This window comes from Mucilaginibacter humi (assembly GCF_013087555.1).
This window is the reverse complement of sequence record NZ_JABFCR010000017.1, coordinates 22,917-38,421: the sequence shown is the minus strand read 5'-3', so window position 1 is coordinate 38,421 and position 15,505 is coordinate 22,917. Positions and strand designations below refer to the sequence as shown.

Annotated in this window: 22 protein-coding genes; 9 read left to right on the top strand and 13 right to left on the bottom strand. The window is 41.8% G+C overall.

Annotated features, from left to right (window positions below; genetic code table 11):
- Positions 1–155 precede the first annotated feature (155 nt).
- From HK413_RS05230 to HK413_RS05190, 9 genes are all read right to left on the bottom strand, one after another.
- A complete protein-coding gene (locus HK413_RS05230; protein WP_175269395.1) occupies positions 156–1,145 on the bottom strand; it encodes an HRDC domain-containing protein in 990 nt (329 codons plus the stop codon).
- Positions 1,114–2,151 (bottom strand): ATP-dependent DNA helicase, encoded by a 1,038-nt coding sequence (locus tag HK413_RS05225; RefSeq protein ID WP_175269394.1) that lies wholly within the window; start codon positions 2,149–2,151, stop codon positions 1,114–1,116. The genes HK413_RS05230 and HK413_RS05225 overlap by 32 nt, the downstream gene beginning before the upstream one ends.
- On the bottom strand, positions 2,126–2,764 hold the full coding sequence (locus HK413_RS05220) for a hypothetical protein (RefSeq protein WP_175269393.1): 639 nt from the start codon (positions 2,762–2,764) through the stop codon (positions 2,126–2,128). Before HK413_RS05220 ends, HK413_RS05225 begins: the two co-directional genes overlap by 26 nt.
- A 32-nt stretch (positions 2,765–2,796) precedes the next feature.
- Positions 2,797–3,270, bottom strand: a complete 474-nt coding sequence (locus tag HK413_RS05215; RefSeq protein ID WP_175269392.1) for a hypothetical protein — start codon at positions 3,268–3,270, stop codon at positions 2,797–2,799.
- Positions 3,270–3,719 (bottom strand): hypothetical protein, encoded by a 450-nt coding sequence (locus HK413_RS05210; RefSeq protein ID WP_175269391.1) that lies wholly within the window; start codon positions 3,717–3,719, stop codon positions 3,270–3,272. Before HK413_RS05210 ends, HK413_RS05215 begins: the two co-directional genes overlap by 1 nt.
- 10 nt (positions 3,720–3,729) lie before the next feature.
- Positions 3,730–4,659 carry an argonaute/piwi family protein gene (locus tag HK413_RS05205; protein WP_175269390.1) on the bottom strand — a complete coding sequence of 310 codons (930 nt, stop codon included), beginning with the start codon at positions 4,657–4,659 and terminating at the stop codon, positions 3,730–3,732.
- A gap of 29 nt (positions 4,660–4,688) precedes the next feature.
- Positions 4,689–5,879 carry a hypothetical protein gene (locus tag HK413_RS05200; RefSeq protein ID WP_175269389.1) on the bottom strand — a complete coding sequence of 397 codons (1,191 nt, stop codon included), beginning with the start codon at positions 5,877–5,879 and terminating at the stop codon, positions 4,689–4,691.
- 160 nt (positions 5,880–6,039) lie between these two features.
- Entirely contained in the window at positions 6,040–6,912 is an 873-nt protein-coding gene (locus HK413_RS05195; protein ID WP_175269388.1) for a PD-(D/E)XK nuclease family protein, read from the bottom strand.
- Between the two features lie 91 nt (positions 6,913–7,003).
- On the bottom strand, positions 7,004–7,345 hold the full coding sequence (locus HK413_RS05190; protein WP_175269387.1) for a helix-turn-helix domain-containing protein: 342 nt from the start codon (positions 7,343–7,345) through the stop codon (positions 7,004–7,006).
- A 198-nt stretch (positions 7,346–7,543) separates the two neighbouring features.
- On the opposite strand from HK413_RS05190, the gene HK413_RS05185 reads away from it, so the two are divergent.
- The 9 genes from HK413_RS05185 to HK413_RS05145 all read left to right on the top strand — a co-directional run bounded on the left by HK413_RS05185 (position 7,544) and on the right by HK413_RS05145 (position 12,782).
- Positions 7,544–7,747 (top strand): hypothetical protein, encoded by a 204-nt coding sequence (locus tag HK413_RS05185; RefSeq protein ID WP_175269386.1) that lies wholly within the window; start codon positions 7,544–7,546, stop codon positions 7,745–7,747.
- A complete protein-coding gene (locus HK413_RS05180) occupies positions 7,732–8,601 on the top strand; it encodes a phosphoribosyltransferase-like protein (protein ID WP_449406788.1) in 870 nt (289 codons plus the stop codon). The genes HK413_RS05185 and HK413_RS05180 overlap by 16 nt, the downstream gene beginning before the upstream one ends.
- Positions 8,602–8,834: 233 nt before the next feature.
- Positions 8,835–9,464: an NADAR family protein gene (locus tag HK413_RS05175; RefSeq protein ID WP_317169309.1), complete on the top strand. Its 630-nt coding sequence runs from the start codon at positions 8,835–8,837 to the stop codon at positions 9,462–9,464.
- A gap of 149 nt (positions 9,465–9,613) precedes the next feature.
- On the top strand, positions 9,614–9,787 hold the full coding sequence (locus HK413_RS05170) for a hypothetical protein (RefSeq protein ID WP_175269384.1): 174 nt from the start codon (positions 9,614–9,616) through the stop codon (positions 9,785–9,787).
- Between the two features lie 2 nt (positions 9,788–9,789).
- Positions 9,790–10,362, top strand: a complete 573-nt coding sequence (locus HK413_RS05165; RefSeq protein ID WP_175269383.1) for an ABC-three component system protein — start codon at positions 9,790–9,792, stop codon at positions 10,360–10,362.
- Positions 10,362–10,868: an ABC-three component system middle component 5 gene (locus HK413_RS05160; RefSeq protein ID WP_317169307.1), complete on the top strand. Its 507-nt coding sequence runs from the start codon at positions 10,362–10,364 to the stop codon at positions 10,866–10,868. The genes HK413_RS05165 and HK413_RS05160 overlap by 1 nt, the downstream gene beginning before the upstream one ends.
- 40 nt (positions 10,869–10,908) lie before the next feature.
- Positions 10,909–11,085, top strand: coding sequence for an ATP-binding protein (locus tag HK413_RS05155; RefSeq protein WP_175269381.1), 177 nt, complete (start codon positions 10,909–10,911; stop codon positions 11,083–11,085).
- A 17-nt stretch (positions 11,086–11,102) separates the two neighbouring features.
- Positions 11,103–11,996 (top strand): hypothetical protein, encoded by an 894-nt coding sequence (locus HK413_RS05150; RefSeq protein ID WP_175269380.1) that lies wholly within the window; start codon positions 11,103–11,105, stop codon positions 11,994–11,996.
- 147 nt (positions 11,997–12,143) lie between these two features.
- Positions 12,144–12,782 carry a hypothetical protein gene (locus HK413_RS05145; protein WP_175269379.1) on the top strand — a complete coding sequence of 213 codons (639 nt, stop codon included), beginning with the start codon at positions 12,144–12,146 and terminating at the stop codon, positions 12,780–12,782.
- Positions 12,783–12,995: 213 nt separating this feature from the next.
- Here the strand turns inward: HK413_RS05145 and HK413_RS05140 are convergent, their stop codons facing one another.
- From HK413_RS05140 to HK413_RS05130, 4 genes are all read right to left on the bottom strand, one after another.
- On the bottom strand, positions 12,996–14,057 hold the full coding sequence (locus HK413_RS05140; RefSeq protein ID WP_175269378.1) for a DUF932 domain-containing protein: 1,062 nt from the start codon (positions 14,055–14,057) through the stop codon (positions 12,996–12,998).
- Between the two features lie 11 nt (positions 14,058–14,068).
- Entirely contained in the window at positions 14,069–14,239 is a 171-nt protein-coding gene (locus HK413_RS05135) for a hypothetical protein (protein WP_175269377.1), read from the bottom strand.
- Positions 14,240–14,243: 4 nt separating this feature from the next.
- A complete protein-coding gene (locus HK413_RS19380; protein WP_262886796.1) occupies positions 14,244–14,372 on the bottom strand; it encodes a hypothetical protein in 129 nt (42 codons plus the stop codon).
- A gap of 66 nt (positions 14,373–14,438) precedes the next feature.
- Entirely contained in the window at positions 14,439–14,855 is a 417-nt protein-coding gene (locus HK413_RS05130) for a hypothetical protein (RefSeq protein ID WP_175269376.1), read from the bottom strand.
- Positions 14,856–15,505 lie beyond the last annotated feature (650 nt).

The window sequence follows — 15,505 nt, the reverse complement described above, 5'->3', positions numbered from 1 at the left end:
AAAGAAAAACAGACCCAAAGCAGCAAGAGACGATCAATCCGGTATTCTGAAAAAGTATTTCAAAGAACTCTTTCAGTTACATAAGGATACGATCAGACAAAATGGTTTACAGTCGCTCCTGGTATTAAGGGACGAAAGGACTGCGACTCAAGAGTTTAGTGCCGTACAGGAAGCGATAGCTGAGCTTGATCAGCCGATCCCGATTGCCGATTTTGATAGCTACGGATCAAACTTAGCACGTCGTTACTGTACTGACTGGCCTTATGCGGGCCGATACCTTTGATCGCGGCGAATGACTTGATGCTCGCTGGTAATTTTTGTGCAATAATATTTACGACCTGGTCACTGAAGATCATAGAGGGAATGATTCTTTCTTTAGCGGATTGCGCTTTGCGCCATTCCAGTATTTCATTAACTAATTTCTCATGGGGGTGCGCGGTAAGCGCCTGGCTGAATTTTTTAAACCGAACGCGGTCTTTCCGAACGAATAATAAAAACTCTGTGCTCGAAAACGGAAGGTCGCTAAAGTGCGCCATAACTCCCGCTTTTTTTTGCAATGCATCCATTATGGCATCGGCTTTCTGTGCCTGGTTCTTGGAATTATTCGTGGCTATATGCAATTGCGGCTCAGTGATCTTTGCTACGCTTTTAAGCTTTTCATTAAAATAGCTTGCTGCTTTTTTAATGCGATCGGATGTATAACCGACTATCTGCTGTTGCATTTTTTCAGCTATTTCAAATACGTCCTGCTGTAGAGCCAATTGAATAGCTGGTATTTTTTCCGTTGCAATTCTAAGTTCCGTAAAATTAAACAATTCTCGTAGTAAAAATTGTCGGTACAGTTCTTTGTCATTCTTTAAGGTTGATTCGTCGGGTGTACGTGATGCTGCCGTTGAATCGAACTGTTTAACAAAAGGGTCAGCAATGATGTTGTTTTTAGCCACCGGCTTTCTTAAGATCATTCCTTCAAGACTACGGCAGCGACTCAACGCTACATAGGCTTGACCTGGTGCAAAAGCTTCACTTACGTCGACAATGGCTTTGTCAAATGTTAAGCCTTGACTTTTGTGGATAGTGATTGCCCAAGCAAGTTTAAGAGGTATTTGCGCAAAACTACCAGCCGTGGCTTTCACCGATCTTTTCATCTTCCAGTTTATACTTGATATTAGACCATTCTGAGGCTTGCACTATCAGTTCTTTTTCTTCAGTTCCACATTGCACAAAAACGGTGTCAGGCGTTAAGCGGACAACATGGCCAATTTTACCGTTGAAATATAATTTTTCAAGTGAATTATCATTTTTTATAAACATTACTTGTGCGCCCACTTTCAGTTGCAGATTTATATCCGTAGGGTGGCTATCGGGTGGAAATTCACCACGGATCGTTGCTTTATACTCAAATAAGTCACCTTTTAATTCCGTGAGACGTGATCCGTTGATCTCCTGAACAATGCGGTTGTGCGTGGTGAGAACGATGTGATCATTGGCATCTTTTGGTGTTGGATTGTATTGCCTGTTTAGTTTTGCCAGCGCATCATCGCTTATCTGTTGCTGACGGACCTGATTCAGTAAGTCGACAAATACAGGATCGGTCTGCCTAAATACTTCCGTGAGTTCGATGCGGACATAACCTGATTTCACTAAGGCCAGGCTGCTGAAGAAATAAGGCGTACTATAAAAATTCCGCAGTAGCGACCAGTCTTCATCGCGTATGATCGGGCTTAATTGAGAGAGGTCACCGATCAGAAGTAGCTGTACGCCTCCAAAAGGATATTCGGTTTGTTTGATATTGCGCAATAATAAATCGATCCTATCAAGTGTATCGGGTCGGACCATGCTGATCTCATCAATGATCAATAATTCTAACGCCTGGAGTAACTCCCGTTTTTCCAGTGAAAAATGGCTGTCCGGCTTTTCCGAGCTATTGGGTAGCAAAGGTCCGAATGGTAACTGAAAAAATGAGTTTATAGTCATTCCGCCCGCATTAATAGCAGCGACGCCAGTAGGTGCTACAACCGCTAGCTTTTTTAGTGAATTTTGCCGCAGGTCACGGAGAAAAGTTGTTTTCCCGGTGCCCGCTTTACCCGTTAAAAATACAATTCGGTTGGTCCGGTGGATATAATCATCAGCAAGTTGAAGCTCTCTGTTCATGAAGCAGGATATATGATGTGCCTAACTGTAAGTTGTTCCCAGTTTTTATAATTAGCGGGATCACGTTCAAATTCCTGCCGGCCGAATGAATCAGCCCGATCCAGCTTGATGGGTCAGCGGTATAATCAGTGAATTTTATCGGGGCGGCTTCCGTAACCATGTCATCTAAGGCCTGGTAAACATCATTTTCCCATTTTTTTTCGTAGAAACCGTAATAATCTTCGGGCGCAGCTAAGGCGATTGAAATCGTATTCCATTCGTTTTCCAAATCATTCGCTTCTTGGCTAAGACCCAACTCCCGGCATCTGCGCACTATAAAGAGGATCCGCAAACGGGTTACGGGATGGCTGCTATTGAAAAGGTCTTTTTCAGGCCTGTAAAACGCGGAACGTCCCTGCATCCGCAAATAAAAGCTGAATGCCCGGGCATAGGTTGCCCCTCCTATTTCGACGCCGACAGCGTCACAAAAAAGTTCCTGTATCCAATCGTACCAGGTTTCCACCATTTGTCGTGCTTGCTTGGCATCTGCTTCGTGATCATCCTCGTTTTTCCGGACTACAGGCGTCAAATAACTGTTTAGTTTCTTTTGAAATTCACGGACGAGATCATCCATCTCGGCGCGGTGGTGTTGGTATAAGTAATGGCCTAATTCGTGAAAAAGAGCGGCAGGTATAACAAGCTTTGCTGGGCGGCCACGGGCAGATAATAACTTACGGGAAAATCGACTGTTGGAAAAATGGCGAAGTCACCGTCCAGTACAAAAAAAGGTTTTTGCGCGGTTTGCGTGTGTACTCCGTGAAGCCAGTGAAGCAGTTTTAAAGTTACTGCATCGTTACGGTGGGTGCGGTACAAACCTGGTAAATAGCGGCTGTCCAGGACGCGAAAAGTTTGCTGCAGGCTTGAAAACTCATTAAAGATATCGACGTAAATGCTTTCTTCTCCCAAATCCGTGAGAAAAGCCAGCCGCTGCAATTCAGCGCGGATTTCGACATAATATACAGATAACCAGGACTGAAAAAGCCCCAATTCGGTCGGTACGCTTTTCGCGGACACAATGGCGATGGTCGCATCAAGTTCCCGCGAGAAATCGCTGATAGATTGTGTGAGTATGCGTTTCATTAAAGTTCGCCGATCAATTCACGGGTGTCAGAAGAAAGATGGTCCTCCAAAAGTGAACGAAATTCAGTTAATGATTCAATCAGTTTGACTATGTCATCACCGGCCGGTGCATCAAGCATCGCCAGTACAATGTTAGGGTCTTTTCTGAATAGCGCAGAACGGTAGCGACTATTCCGGTTTTTCGCTTCAGCGAATTTGTGTACCAAATTTCGGTAACGGCCATCTACACCGGTTAGTGCGCTGGCATCCTGCTCATTGGAGGTGACCAATGTACTTAACTTGCTTAAGAATGTTTTAACAGTTGTTTTAGCAAGCTGTATATCTTCTGCCGACTGCTGGTCGCTGATGCCTTTTTGGGTGAGTTTTAAATGGATCAATAATTTATTGAGCCTTTCCGGGATGCTTTGTCCCCGTTCAAAACTTTGTATGGCTAATTGCTTGGTTTCCATGAGATGAAGTTTATTTAATGCGTTGCACTTCCTGTCCGGCTTTGTCTTGTAATTCATCGTCGGCCCGTTTAGCACAATAGCTTAATCTTTGGGCCACACCCGGACTAGCATAATTCATTTGTGAGGTGACAAAGATATCCTGAAGCACTTTTTTAAGGTTAGCCTGCGTGTATTTATTTTTGATCAATAAAGGCGAGGCTGTTCCTTGATGAAGCGTACTATGGCCGGTCGTCGCCAATACCACCGTCGTTCGATCGATGCTGAACCAGCTGCCTTCAAGAGCATTGTGGATCTCACCGTTTTCGAGCTCCCAAATACGCACTTCTTTTAGTGTAGATTTGCGATATTCTACAAAATCGAAACTAAGTGTCTGCGGGAAAACACCCTCTGTTTTAAGCTCAGCTATCGCTTCCTGTACGGCACTAAACTCGCGGTCGCAGTCCTTTCCGTCCCTTAATACCGGGAGCGACTGTAAACCATTTTGTCTGATCGTATCCTTATGTAACTGAAAGAGTTCTTTGAAATACTTTTTCAGGAATACCGGATTGATCGTCTCTTGCTGCTTTGGGTCTGTTTTTCTTTTGACTTGTGCAGTGGAGTTTGGTACAGTCATTTGCTGTCCGAAAATGAGTAATGAAAGTGCTAAATGGGTATGCCGGCTACTAACATCGATCATCAGATGCATATCGTAACTCAACTTCGTATCGGGAACAAACGGCAAACATCCAAGCTGCTCTAATACATCATAGGTGATCAAATCGACATAAGCGTTCCAGTTCCTTTCACCGTTTTTGTTACGTCCGTCTTTAAAAGCGCTATAACCTCTGTATTTACGGCGTAGTTCCTGCTCGGTCATTCTTTTGATCTTCCAGTCAGGTAAACCATGACGGATCAGATAATAGTTTGCCGACTCATTGTTATCAAAAGTAAAAACGGCCATGCCCGCTTTTCGGTAATTTCGTTTCAACTCTATCGTCGCTTGTTCCGGTTGGTATAACCATCGATCAGCGGCTGTACCTTTATCCCTGTAAGTTTAGCAATCTTGTCGCAAACATCATCCGATAATTTCTCCCTGACTTTTGAATCAACACCTTGGGTAAACAAGAAATGGATATCCCTGGCCATCCCGGGCGGAACATAAAAACAACCGCATTCCTCCAGCATTCGTTTTCGGTTCCTGAAATGATCTTTATAATGACGGGTAGTCTGCTCAGCGGGTGCCGGAAGCAAACGGTTATCACCAAATCTTAAACCCGGCATAGATAGGGTACCGCAGTTGTCAGGTCTGGGCGCAAAAAATCCGGGTTTTACACTGGCAAAATGTTCACCGAAAGGTTTGTTGCCTAATTCCGACCAGAGTTTCGTCAACAATTCATCCCTTAAGGCAGGTTCTATCTTATCTACCTGGCTCATGTCATGATCCAACGCTTCGTTAGTAACCCGGAGATACAAGCGGTTGGCCGGTACGGGCACAGGTGCGCTATCTTCAGCTCCGGGAAATGACACCATAGCAACACGGTCATTTTGGCTCACCTGAAAACCGGGATATTTCTTTTGATAATATTCCCGGGCATGCTGGTAAGTCACGCCGTCGATCTTCAATTTGCGGGTCGTCGATAAGGTGACATCGCCCATATATTTTGTGAAATAACATTTGACGCGGCCATTAGGGCCCTCGTAATACAAAGTGCCTTTATTTTCGCCATATCGGCCAGATAGTGTATAAAAGCGGCCGGTCATTTTGGAAGAAAAATAATCATCGACAGTCATGCTGGTAAAGAATGCAGTACCAACGTTGATTGCAATACCAAGACCTTCATTTTCAAGTAACACCTCCGCCACTTCATATTTACGATAAGCTTCGATATCCACAACGTGTTCGGAACCACTTAAAAAATCATTCTTTAAAAATGGAACCTGCTCATAAAAGATACGCGGGCTGTCCAGCCGCCAAAAATTTGCATTAGCAGAAAGGTTTAACAGCAGGCCTTTTTTATAGAGATCGGCGACGAGCTGAGCTTGATTAGGATCATTGAGTGAAAGGGCTACGTTTGCATTCAGCGGTTTCAGCTCAATCACCCAATTATCTACCTCGAATTCTTTACGAGGTATACGATCATGGCACTCCGTCAAAATACCTTTAACCTGCCCATTCTGCATATAGGGTACCGCAGCGATACGAAAAGTTTTGCCGATATAGGTAAAGACGCTGTGCCTTTTCTTTGGTCAGTTCATCCGTATCCATTTCGTACTGTTTTACGAACAATTTTAAATTTGTACTGTGGCACACCACCTTGATATTCGTTCCTTTACTCATAACTTATTTTTTACTGCATATTTCCTGAAAAGCGCATTGAACGCATACTTTTGGCTGACCGCAGGCGCTGAAAGCTTCCCAATTAGCAGCATCGCCAAATTCCTCCATTTCTGTTAACAATTCAATATCCTGCAAGATCCGGGCCTTGGCTCGCCTAAGTTCCTGTGCAGAAAATAATAGCGGCTCAGCAATACCTTCTGTTAAAAAGGCTTTAAATAAACTGATCGACTCTAATGGTATACCCAACTCTTCATGCGCCCATAAAGCATAAGTCAGCAACTGCAAGCTGCTTTCTTCCGAATCATTTTCACCTGTTTTCCAATCGACAATCACCCAATCGCCACCCACCGGATACATTAAATCGATAGCACCTTCCACCAAAATACCCTCATAATCAAGACTGATCTTACGTTCGATCAAGCTATTTTCATGTAAAGATCCGTTCCGGAAAGGTTGAAAATCCGGCAAATTATAAAACTGCTCTAAGCTTACCCGCATTTTCTCCCGCAAGTCATCCCGCAGTATTTCAGCCGTAACTGCACCGTAAAATAATTCCAGTATGATCGCTGGCGCGCGGTGATCATATTCCCGGTTTACCCCCGCAGTAATGTCGGCAGTATGCTGAATTGCATTATCCAGCAACATGTTCGCAAAACTGATGACCTGCGACAATTTCCAGATCTGTTCCTCTTTGGCGTTCATCAGGTAGGCTCTAATCGCTTTGTGAACGACCTCTCCGGCGACTAAATGGCCGGCTGATAATTGCTTTAAAAATTGTATTCTTTCTTTCTGAGGCTCTGACAATGCTTTTCTTTTACTGCCACCAAAATAATAGTAGTAGCCTAAGCGCGGACAAGCCGCAAAAGCACCTAGCACGGAGAACGACCGCGCATCTTTACCACCTTCATGGAAGATGTCGCCGTCACGGCAGGCGTTATCAGATTACCAAAAAGATCGAATTGATCCATTATCTTAACTTCTTTAAATTAGTGATCAGCCGGTCCCACTCATGGTCGGTTAGCCGCATATTTGTCACCTCGTTCATAAACTTAATCGCCGACTGGCTCGACGAGATAGCATCACTTATCTCGCCGGTAATCTTACCCGACTTTGATAACAGCAGTTCCGTCGAAACCTTCAGCACCTCGCATATTTTCTGAATCGTATCTGCCGCCGGCGGCGCCATCCGGTCATTCTCTACTTTACTGATATAGGAAAAATCAATACCTACCTTGTCGGCCAGCTCCCGCTGACTGACCCCTTTTTCACGGCGAATAGCCTTTAATGTCTGTCCAAAAGTCTGATCCATATACAAATATACAAATGTTGAGTTGAATGTCAACATCTATTTTAAAAAAATATTTTGGCTAAATTATTTTTATTCTATAATTGAGCTCTATAATGCAGTGAAATGCTATAATAAATTGATGTATAGTATGTTGGCCAACAGCTACAAGTTAAATAATATTTATTATCATTGACTAATAAAACCTTATCTCAATTATTTATGGAAGAGCTTATAGCAAGTATCGTGAATACCTTGAAAGATTACCGAGAGGACGAAGAAAACCCGTCGGTCAAGTTAAGCGAAGATCATATCGCCGACTGGATAGCACAATTTGATCAAGAAATACAACTTCCTATTCTGACGGAGTTGGATAACATCTTCAAAAAAGGTATTGTTCGAAGAAAAGCTTGCGGCGATTTATAGTATTACTCATTGAGGCACTCACCAAGGATGCAGGACTGTCCTCCGAGGTGGACTTTTTGAAAAATGCCCAGTTTTTAACTCTGCAAGGTCCCGGAAAAAGCCAAACAATTATTCTCGGTATTCTCGACGAAGTAATTGCCGATGCATATAATCTTTCTCTTGACGAATGTGGTTCAGCATCTCGTCAATACTCGATTTATATTGATGATGTACTTTGCTCAGGACTCACCTTAGTTTCTAATATCCGGGAATGGTCAAAAGCCGAATTTGAAGATGGAAAAACAAATAAACAGGCAGTAGAGGACGGATCAACAAAACTTTTCCTAAATTATATTTTTGTCCATGAAAAAAACTTTGACAAGAAAATATACGAGATAAACAAAAAAATCTCGGCCAGGTTCTCTGCCAAAATAAAGTCCTATCACATGCACGAGATAATGAATACGCTGACTCAAACTTCGAAAGTCGACCTTATATTACCAAACGATGTAGACCAGCCTGATAATGTGCGAGAGTACCAGGCAGAAATTACAGAAACAGTGGATGCCTACAGTACGGAAAAGGGTTACAGGGCAAGCCCAGAAGAGTTTTTCCGGCCGGACAAATTGCCGAAAGAGGAGAAATTCTTCACCAGCCCGGAAAACAGGAAACTTGTCGAGGATGCGTTTTTGCAAAAAGGGATAGAAATACTTAGAAAAGCAACTGTTAGCAATAAAAACATGCGCGCCCTTGGGTACTCCATGCCATCGGTAAAAAGTTTCGGTTTCGGGCGCTTTGTTTTACCCGGAGGAATGTCCCGAACAATGCACCACTCGTTTTTGGTATGCAGGCGGCGGGTTTACACCCTTATTTAAAGTATCAAGAGGAAATAATTCGACGTTTAGCTTTATATTTGACTTTAGCCCCGGTGAATAACACATGCTTTAGATAATGGTACCTGCAAAAAAATACGAAAGTAAAATATATAATGCCTCGGAATGCTGTGTATTCAGAAAGACGAGAGAGGGTTATGGGGCCCTTTCCAACATGGCGGCGGGTTTTTCGTTGCGTCTTAATGGGATATCTATAAAATCAGCGGAAGCATTGTATCAAGCCTGCCGTTTCCCGCATATGCCCGAAGTACAAGAAAAAAATCCTACACGAAAAAAGCCCGATGACTGCGAAAATGGTAGGTAAACCATTTCGGGAAATGACCAGGCCGGACTGGGAAGCCGAAAAAGTAAAGATTATGCGCTGGTGTCTCCGGGTAAAGTTGGCGCAAAATTATTGGCTGTTCGGAAAGGTGCTTGAATCTACCTTTAATAAGCAGATCGTTGAAGAAAGCAATAAAGATCCTTTTTGGGGCGCTATACCAGACAAGAATGAAAAAAATTTATTGAGGGGCGTAAACGCTTTAGGCAGGCTATTGATGGAATTACGGCAATCTTATAATGAAAAACGTTATGAGTCTGATCTTTTTTATATCGAACCGTTAAAAATACCGGATTTTAAATTACTGGGACAACAAATATCTATAGTAGATGAGCGCAAGAATTTTGTACATTTTGTCCAGCATTCGCTTAGCGTTAACGTTCAACCTTTAACAGAAAAAACGGAACTGACAGAAACAAATATAATTGTTCCAGCAAAAGCAAAACGCAAGTCGATAACATCTATAAAAGCCAAAACTAAGGTAAAAAGCAAACAGGACGGAGAACAAGGGAGCTTATCGTTGTAGCCTCGATAGATTTCCGGTTTAACTAACTTTGTTACTACGGAAACGTCCAGCTGTTGCTCCGCAACAGCTGGAATTCTTTACATTGGATACTATATATTATATTTACTAATTATTACCACCATATTATAACCAACTAAACGTTATCCATAATGAAAGATACTATTTCTACAATTGCTGACCTTTGTGGCATCTTGGGCTTTCTTATTAGCCTTTATGCAGCAAATGGGGTTTATAAACTCAAAAAGCAGCAAAATAACAAGGTCAAGGTTTCAAATACATCTGTAGGTGGCAATTTTACCGGTAGAGATAGTCGTTCAAGTTAAAGATGGCCGACAACGAAGTTAGTGTTTCAAATTCCAAAATAGGCGATAAACTTGTTGGTCGCGATGATAATTCATTAAATTTTACCAATCAATATTCTGGGTCCGCTTACCTTGAAGACCTATACTTAAAATTTGAGGTGGAAAAGAATGCAAATCCCGAATTAAAAGCCCTTTGCGACGAACTCAATTTTTTGAATACACAGGTGCAAAATGAAAAAGTGATTGGATTGGAAGCAAAATTAATAGCGGGTAATAAGCAGCCTATTGTAGATTATGCTTTAGAACTAAAACAAAAGTTCTATATGAAGCTTATGAGAACATCGCAATATTCAATGGTTGCTCAGGATATCAATATTTATATTCTCTCGAAAATCAAACGTACGTTCATAATGGAAATTTTCACGATGATATGTGCTGGTGAATCTGAACTTAAAATTAATATGCTAATCGCAGAGCGAATAATAAACCCAGTAAAAACGGATCTCGGCATAAATCTGTTTAAATATACGGAAGAAGATATTATGGGAATGATTTTTTATTTAACAGGCAACTGTCACATAAAATGGGCTAGTTAATGTTAGTTTATCATCCTGCTTTCGATCTTTACGCTTGCGTTTATCGCATGTTACAGCTATTAGAAGTAATGGAGCGGGATTCAATTGAGCTAGAGAGAATTCGAATTTGGGATTTTTATTTAACCTTCCCTAATGAAGCTCGAAAGATAAAATTCCCGATGCAATTGGCGGAACTAAAAAAGATTTTCAAAGATAAGGCAGCCAATCCTTATGAAGATCTGATTGACCCAAGAAGAATTTTACAAAGGATGCAGTCCTTCCAAATGGCGGCCTTGAGATGCCCGGCTTCTTATGGCCTAATTGATGGCGAGCTGCTAATTAAAAAGATGGTAAAACGCACTGATAAACCTATTCCGGACGCAATTAAAGTCAATTTTCAGAAAAATTCACCTGAGCGAGATAATATTATAAAATTGGTTATCGGATTCGCCGATTTGCCATTATATGGAGCTGTCGGACTGAAAGAACGGTCCGGATTATTAGATTTTAAATATGACCCAAGATAGACCAACGCTTGTATTAAAACGGCTTGTTATTTTGAATTATATGGCGCAAACCGTATACGACGAATCATTTCATAAAGGCGTTAATATCATCAGGGGAGAAAACAGCTCTGGAAAATCAACTATTGCTAATTTCATCTTTTACATTTTAGGAGGATTCTTTAATAACTGGACGACAGAGGCTTCAAAGGTGCACCGGTATTTGCTGAAGTTAATATAAACGGTGCGGCAATCACTTTGCGCCGTGAGGTATTAGCTGCCGGAATGACCCCACTTAGCATTTATTATGGACCTTACACTAACTCAACTACTGACCTGCTTAATTGGAAAACTTTTCCATATAAGCAGACAGATAATACTATTAGCTTTAGTAATGTACTGTTTACGGCGTTAGGCTTACCTGAAACGAGAAGTGACGAAAGCACAATTAATATGCACCAAATCTTGCGGTTGTTGTACATCGATCAAGATACTCCAACTCAGAATCTTTTCCGTTTAGAGCGTTTTGACTTACCATTAACTAGGCAAACTATTTCCGAGGTGTTATTGGGTATATATGATGATGATTTGTACAACAAACGCCTCGCGTTAAAGTTGGCTAACAAAGATTATGAGACTAAAAGCAGAGAGTTTGATCATCTTAATCGAATTTTTTCTTTAAAAACAAATTCTAGCAGTGACTTAACATCATTGCAACAAGAAATTGAGCAAACTACATTTGACCTTGCCGGAATTGATGAAAAAATCATAGACCTAAAATCTAAGGTCACTGTTAATGTCTCTAAGAAATCTGCAACTGAATTGGAGCTGATACAATCAGAATTAACACGTGAAAAAAGTGCCGTAAGCGAAATTTCTTCATCAATTCAGGAGTATGAAGTTGAAATACTAGACTCAGAACAGTTTATCAATACTATAAATAAGCGAGTGGTCGAACTCACGCACTCTACGCTGACCAGAAAGGTTTTAGGTGAGTTGCCACTTACACACTGTCCGCACTGCCTTTCAAAATTAGACCCTGTTGATAAAGAACATATTTGTATTCTTTGTAAAAAGCCTCTTAATGAAGAGGTGGAAAAAGCAAATGCCAAACGATTACAGCAAGAACTTGAAATCCGTAAAGGAATCTGAAAAATTGTTATCTATTAAGAGGAAAAGACTTTCAGAATTACGTGGTCAGCTGCCAGTTCGCTCCGATAGAGGAAGGATTTTACAACAAAGGCTAAATAAGTTGTTAAATCTGAACCAAACCACCAGGATGAACGAATCGATAACTTGTTGGTAGAAAAAGGTAATATTCAAAATCGGCTGGAGTTTTTGAATGACCAAATAAAAACTGTAGAGTACCTTGAATTACTTCGTGCGGAGATTGAAGAACTCTCAGCTAGAATTGCAATACTTAAAGTTCAGATATCTAATGTAGAAAAAGATCAGTCCCAAAAGTTGGATGTCGCGATGCGGAAAATAAAGGACAATACTATGCACATCCTTCGAAATGATCTGGAACGACAGCTGGAGTTCAAAAATCCACAAAATGTTGAAATAGATTTCTTAAGAGATACATATTCGTTGAATGATAGTAATAATTTTTCAGCCAGTTCCAAGACCTATTTTAAAAACGCAGTCTTATTTGCAATATTTTTTGCCAGTTTAGAGTTAAAGTTTTTCAGATATCCGAGATTCATCGTATGTGATAATATGGAAGACAAGGGAATGGAAAAGGTTAGGACGCAAAATTTCCAAGAAGTAATATCTGCTATGTCGGAAAAATTCAAGGATGTTGACCATCAAATTATCTTCACTACATCTATGATTTCCGACAAACTAAATAATACGTCGCTTTGTGTCGGACCTGAATATCAGCGTAATAATAAGTCGCTCAACATTAAAACGAATGGTCTTCCGTGCTTCAAATAAAACCAACTAAATATTCAATAGGCATACGAACGTTTCGGCGTACTTCACGATTATTTTTAAGATGTAATTTACTGATATTATTAAAATATGAGCGCCACCTGTTTTTTACCAAAGATCATCAAACAATAAGAAAGCAGGTGGCGTTCCTCGGGCGGGCGATAGCCCGCCGCCGGGCAATTTTAAAAATAAGGGGATTGTTCCCCTTATCAGTGCTTAGTTATAAATCAGTGCTTCGCTACCCTGCGTAGCAAAATCACGGCAAAGGTTAAAGGCGGTTTGCGCCCTTTGTTTGGCAGTGCCGTCCATAATGGATTTAAATTTGGCTTCATCACTTTTGAACCTGCGCACATTTTGAAAATATCCGGTTACCGCATTATAAGCACCAAATACTGTTCCTGCGGTGGTATCCAATTGCTGGGTATGGCTTCCTAAAGCATAGTCATAAACGCTGTCTACAATATTGGTGTAGTGCGTAGATAACAGGTCTAACTTACCGTCAGCTAAATTTTCCAAAACCTCTTTATTTGGCGCCATAGCGATCTGTATCAATTTTTTAACTTCTGCATCGGTAATGCGGACATTAGCCCAATGGTTAAATAAGCCCTCCATTTCACCGCCTAACAATTTACTGATACCCATCAACGTATGCGCCTGTTTCAACCTTTCTGTAGCGGAGGCGGTATGACGGATTTTAATAGCTCCTGAATGGTTATTCATAGCTGCGTTGAGTGTATTGTTGCAAACGATCCTGATCGGCGTAAAAGCAGCGGTAATGCTTCCCAATCCATCATGCGTAGTGGTTAAAAACAAATACTGCTCAATCCAGTCCTTAACACCTACCCGGATATAATCGGGTAATTTAGCGGTGATAAAAACCCGCTCACCGTTCCCCAATGCTCCGGCTGTCTCGTATAAAATTCCATCGCCACCGCCTACGATGGCATCAAAGAAAGAAAATGCATCGCGGTTTTGCACCACTTCGTAATCGTTGCCTACCACACCTAAAACCTGCTCGGTATCCGCCCGGACTGTGGCAAAGAAATTCGGTACTTCTATTTCGGGGATCGCATCGGGATTGCCCCAAACATGATTGTTGGTATCAAGGGTAAACAAAGGTCGTTTTTCGACAATGTAATCCAGCCCGGCGTGCCTTATCGCTTCGCTGCTGGTTGGGTAAAGGTCTATAATCTGGCCTAAGCCATGCCAGGCCTTTTCTTTGATGCTCATAAAGCTGTCTTTGCCTGTTTGATGATTGAAATTGATTTGATGTGCCATGATGTTATATTTTAATGTGTCCGTGTCTTTAATTGCATGATCTCTGTTTTCAAAACCTTTACTTTTTTGGTACTGCCTACCTTTAAATCCGTTTTAGATTGCAGTTCCTGTATGGCAGCCTGTATATGGCTGTGAGTAGTTTTGACGGTGACTTTCACCAGTAAAAAGATTTTATCTTCCATTGCTTTAAGATTGATAGGTGTTCATAAAATCGTTTAACTCGAGTTGGAAACGTGCGGGGTCGTCCTTTGCCAACTGCTCGGCGTAACCTTCCCAATAGATTTGGTCGGTTAGTTCTATAAATTGCTCGTACATAGGAATTGCTGTTTTTGTGAAACCATAAAAAAATGCTCCCGGCTATACGCCGGGAGCATAACCTGTTTAAGCATTAGGGAAAACGATATTGGCTTCGATTTCGGCCAGTTTATCGTGGCAGGCATCAAAAATAAATTGCGATACCATGCGGATAAGGTTGGGCGTGTTGGTCACAAACTGACGGCGTTTATCATCTTCAATGATGAGTTTACAACCCTGATAAGGGTTGCTTTCCAACTCGTCGTTCTCCTCAACCAATTTCACCTCAAACTCTTCCAATGTTTTGATGCGGGCGATGAGGGCCAAACGCTGAATGCTCAGGCGGTGCAGGTCGCTAACCGATTTCAGGGTTTGCTCTAAATTCAAGGCGAATTTTTTAGGCTCGGTCTTTACTTCTTCCGCTTTGGCTGTTTCGGCTTTCGGTTCTTCCTTTAATCCTTGTTGTGCGTCCCCTTGTTTAAGGTCAGCGGGTTGGTGATCCACTGTAGCGGGGCTACCGGCCTTAACCTCGGCAGTTTTCCCGGCCTCAACTTGCGAAGTTTGGGCAGGGCTTTGATCTTTAGCTTTTTCATCTTTGGCCTCCTTTGGGGTTAAACTTGGGCGGTTTTCAATCCGGTTTGCGGGTTGGTTGTTTTTGCTGCAGTACCTTGTACTGCGGTGGCATTTTTTTCTGCTGTTTTCATTTTTTAAATGAATTTTAAAGGGTTAAAAAATTTGTTTTTTTGTTTCCCTCTTTCTCCGAAGACTCCCTGAAAAGCTATTTTTCAAAAGAAAAAACGGAAAAAAAGAAAGCAAAAAGGTTGCCCGCCGCAGGCAAAAGGAAACGGAATAAGTCCCGGAGGGTGAAGCCGCGAGGGATCGAGCGGCTTCATTATGCCGTAGTCTTTTGCGGATGTTCAGGAAGTTCTTAAGCAATGCGGGCAAAACCTTAGCTGCCCTTTTTCTCCGTTTCGATTGGAAAATAGGATCTTGAGCGCAGCTGATCTTTTAACAGGAAATTAAGTGCAGAGCGAAGGCAAGCGAAGCTTTTCCCGGCGTAGCGGGTAAACAAGTGAAGTCCTGAACGATGCTCTTAATTGGAGCTAAATCATTTTCACAATAGCGAATGCTTTTGCGGCGGAGCAAAAATGCAG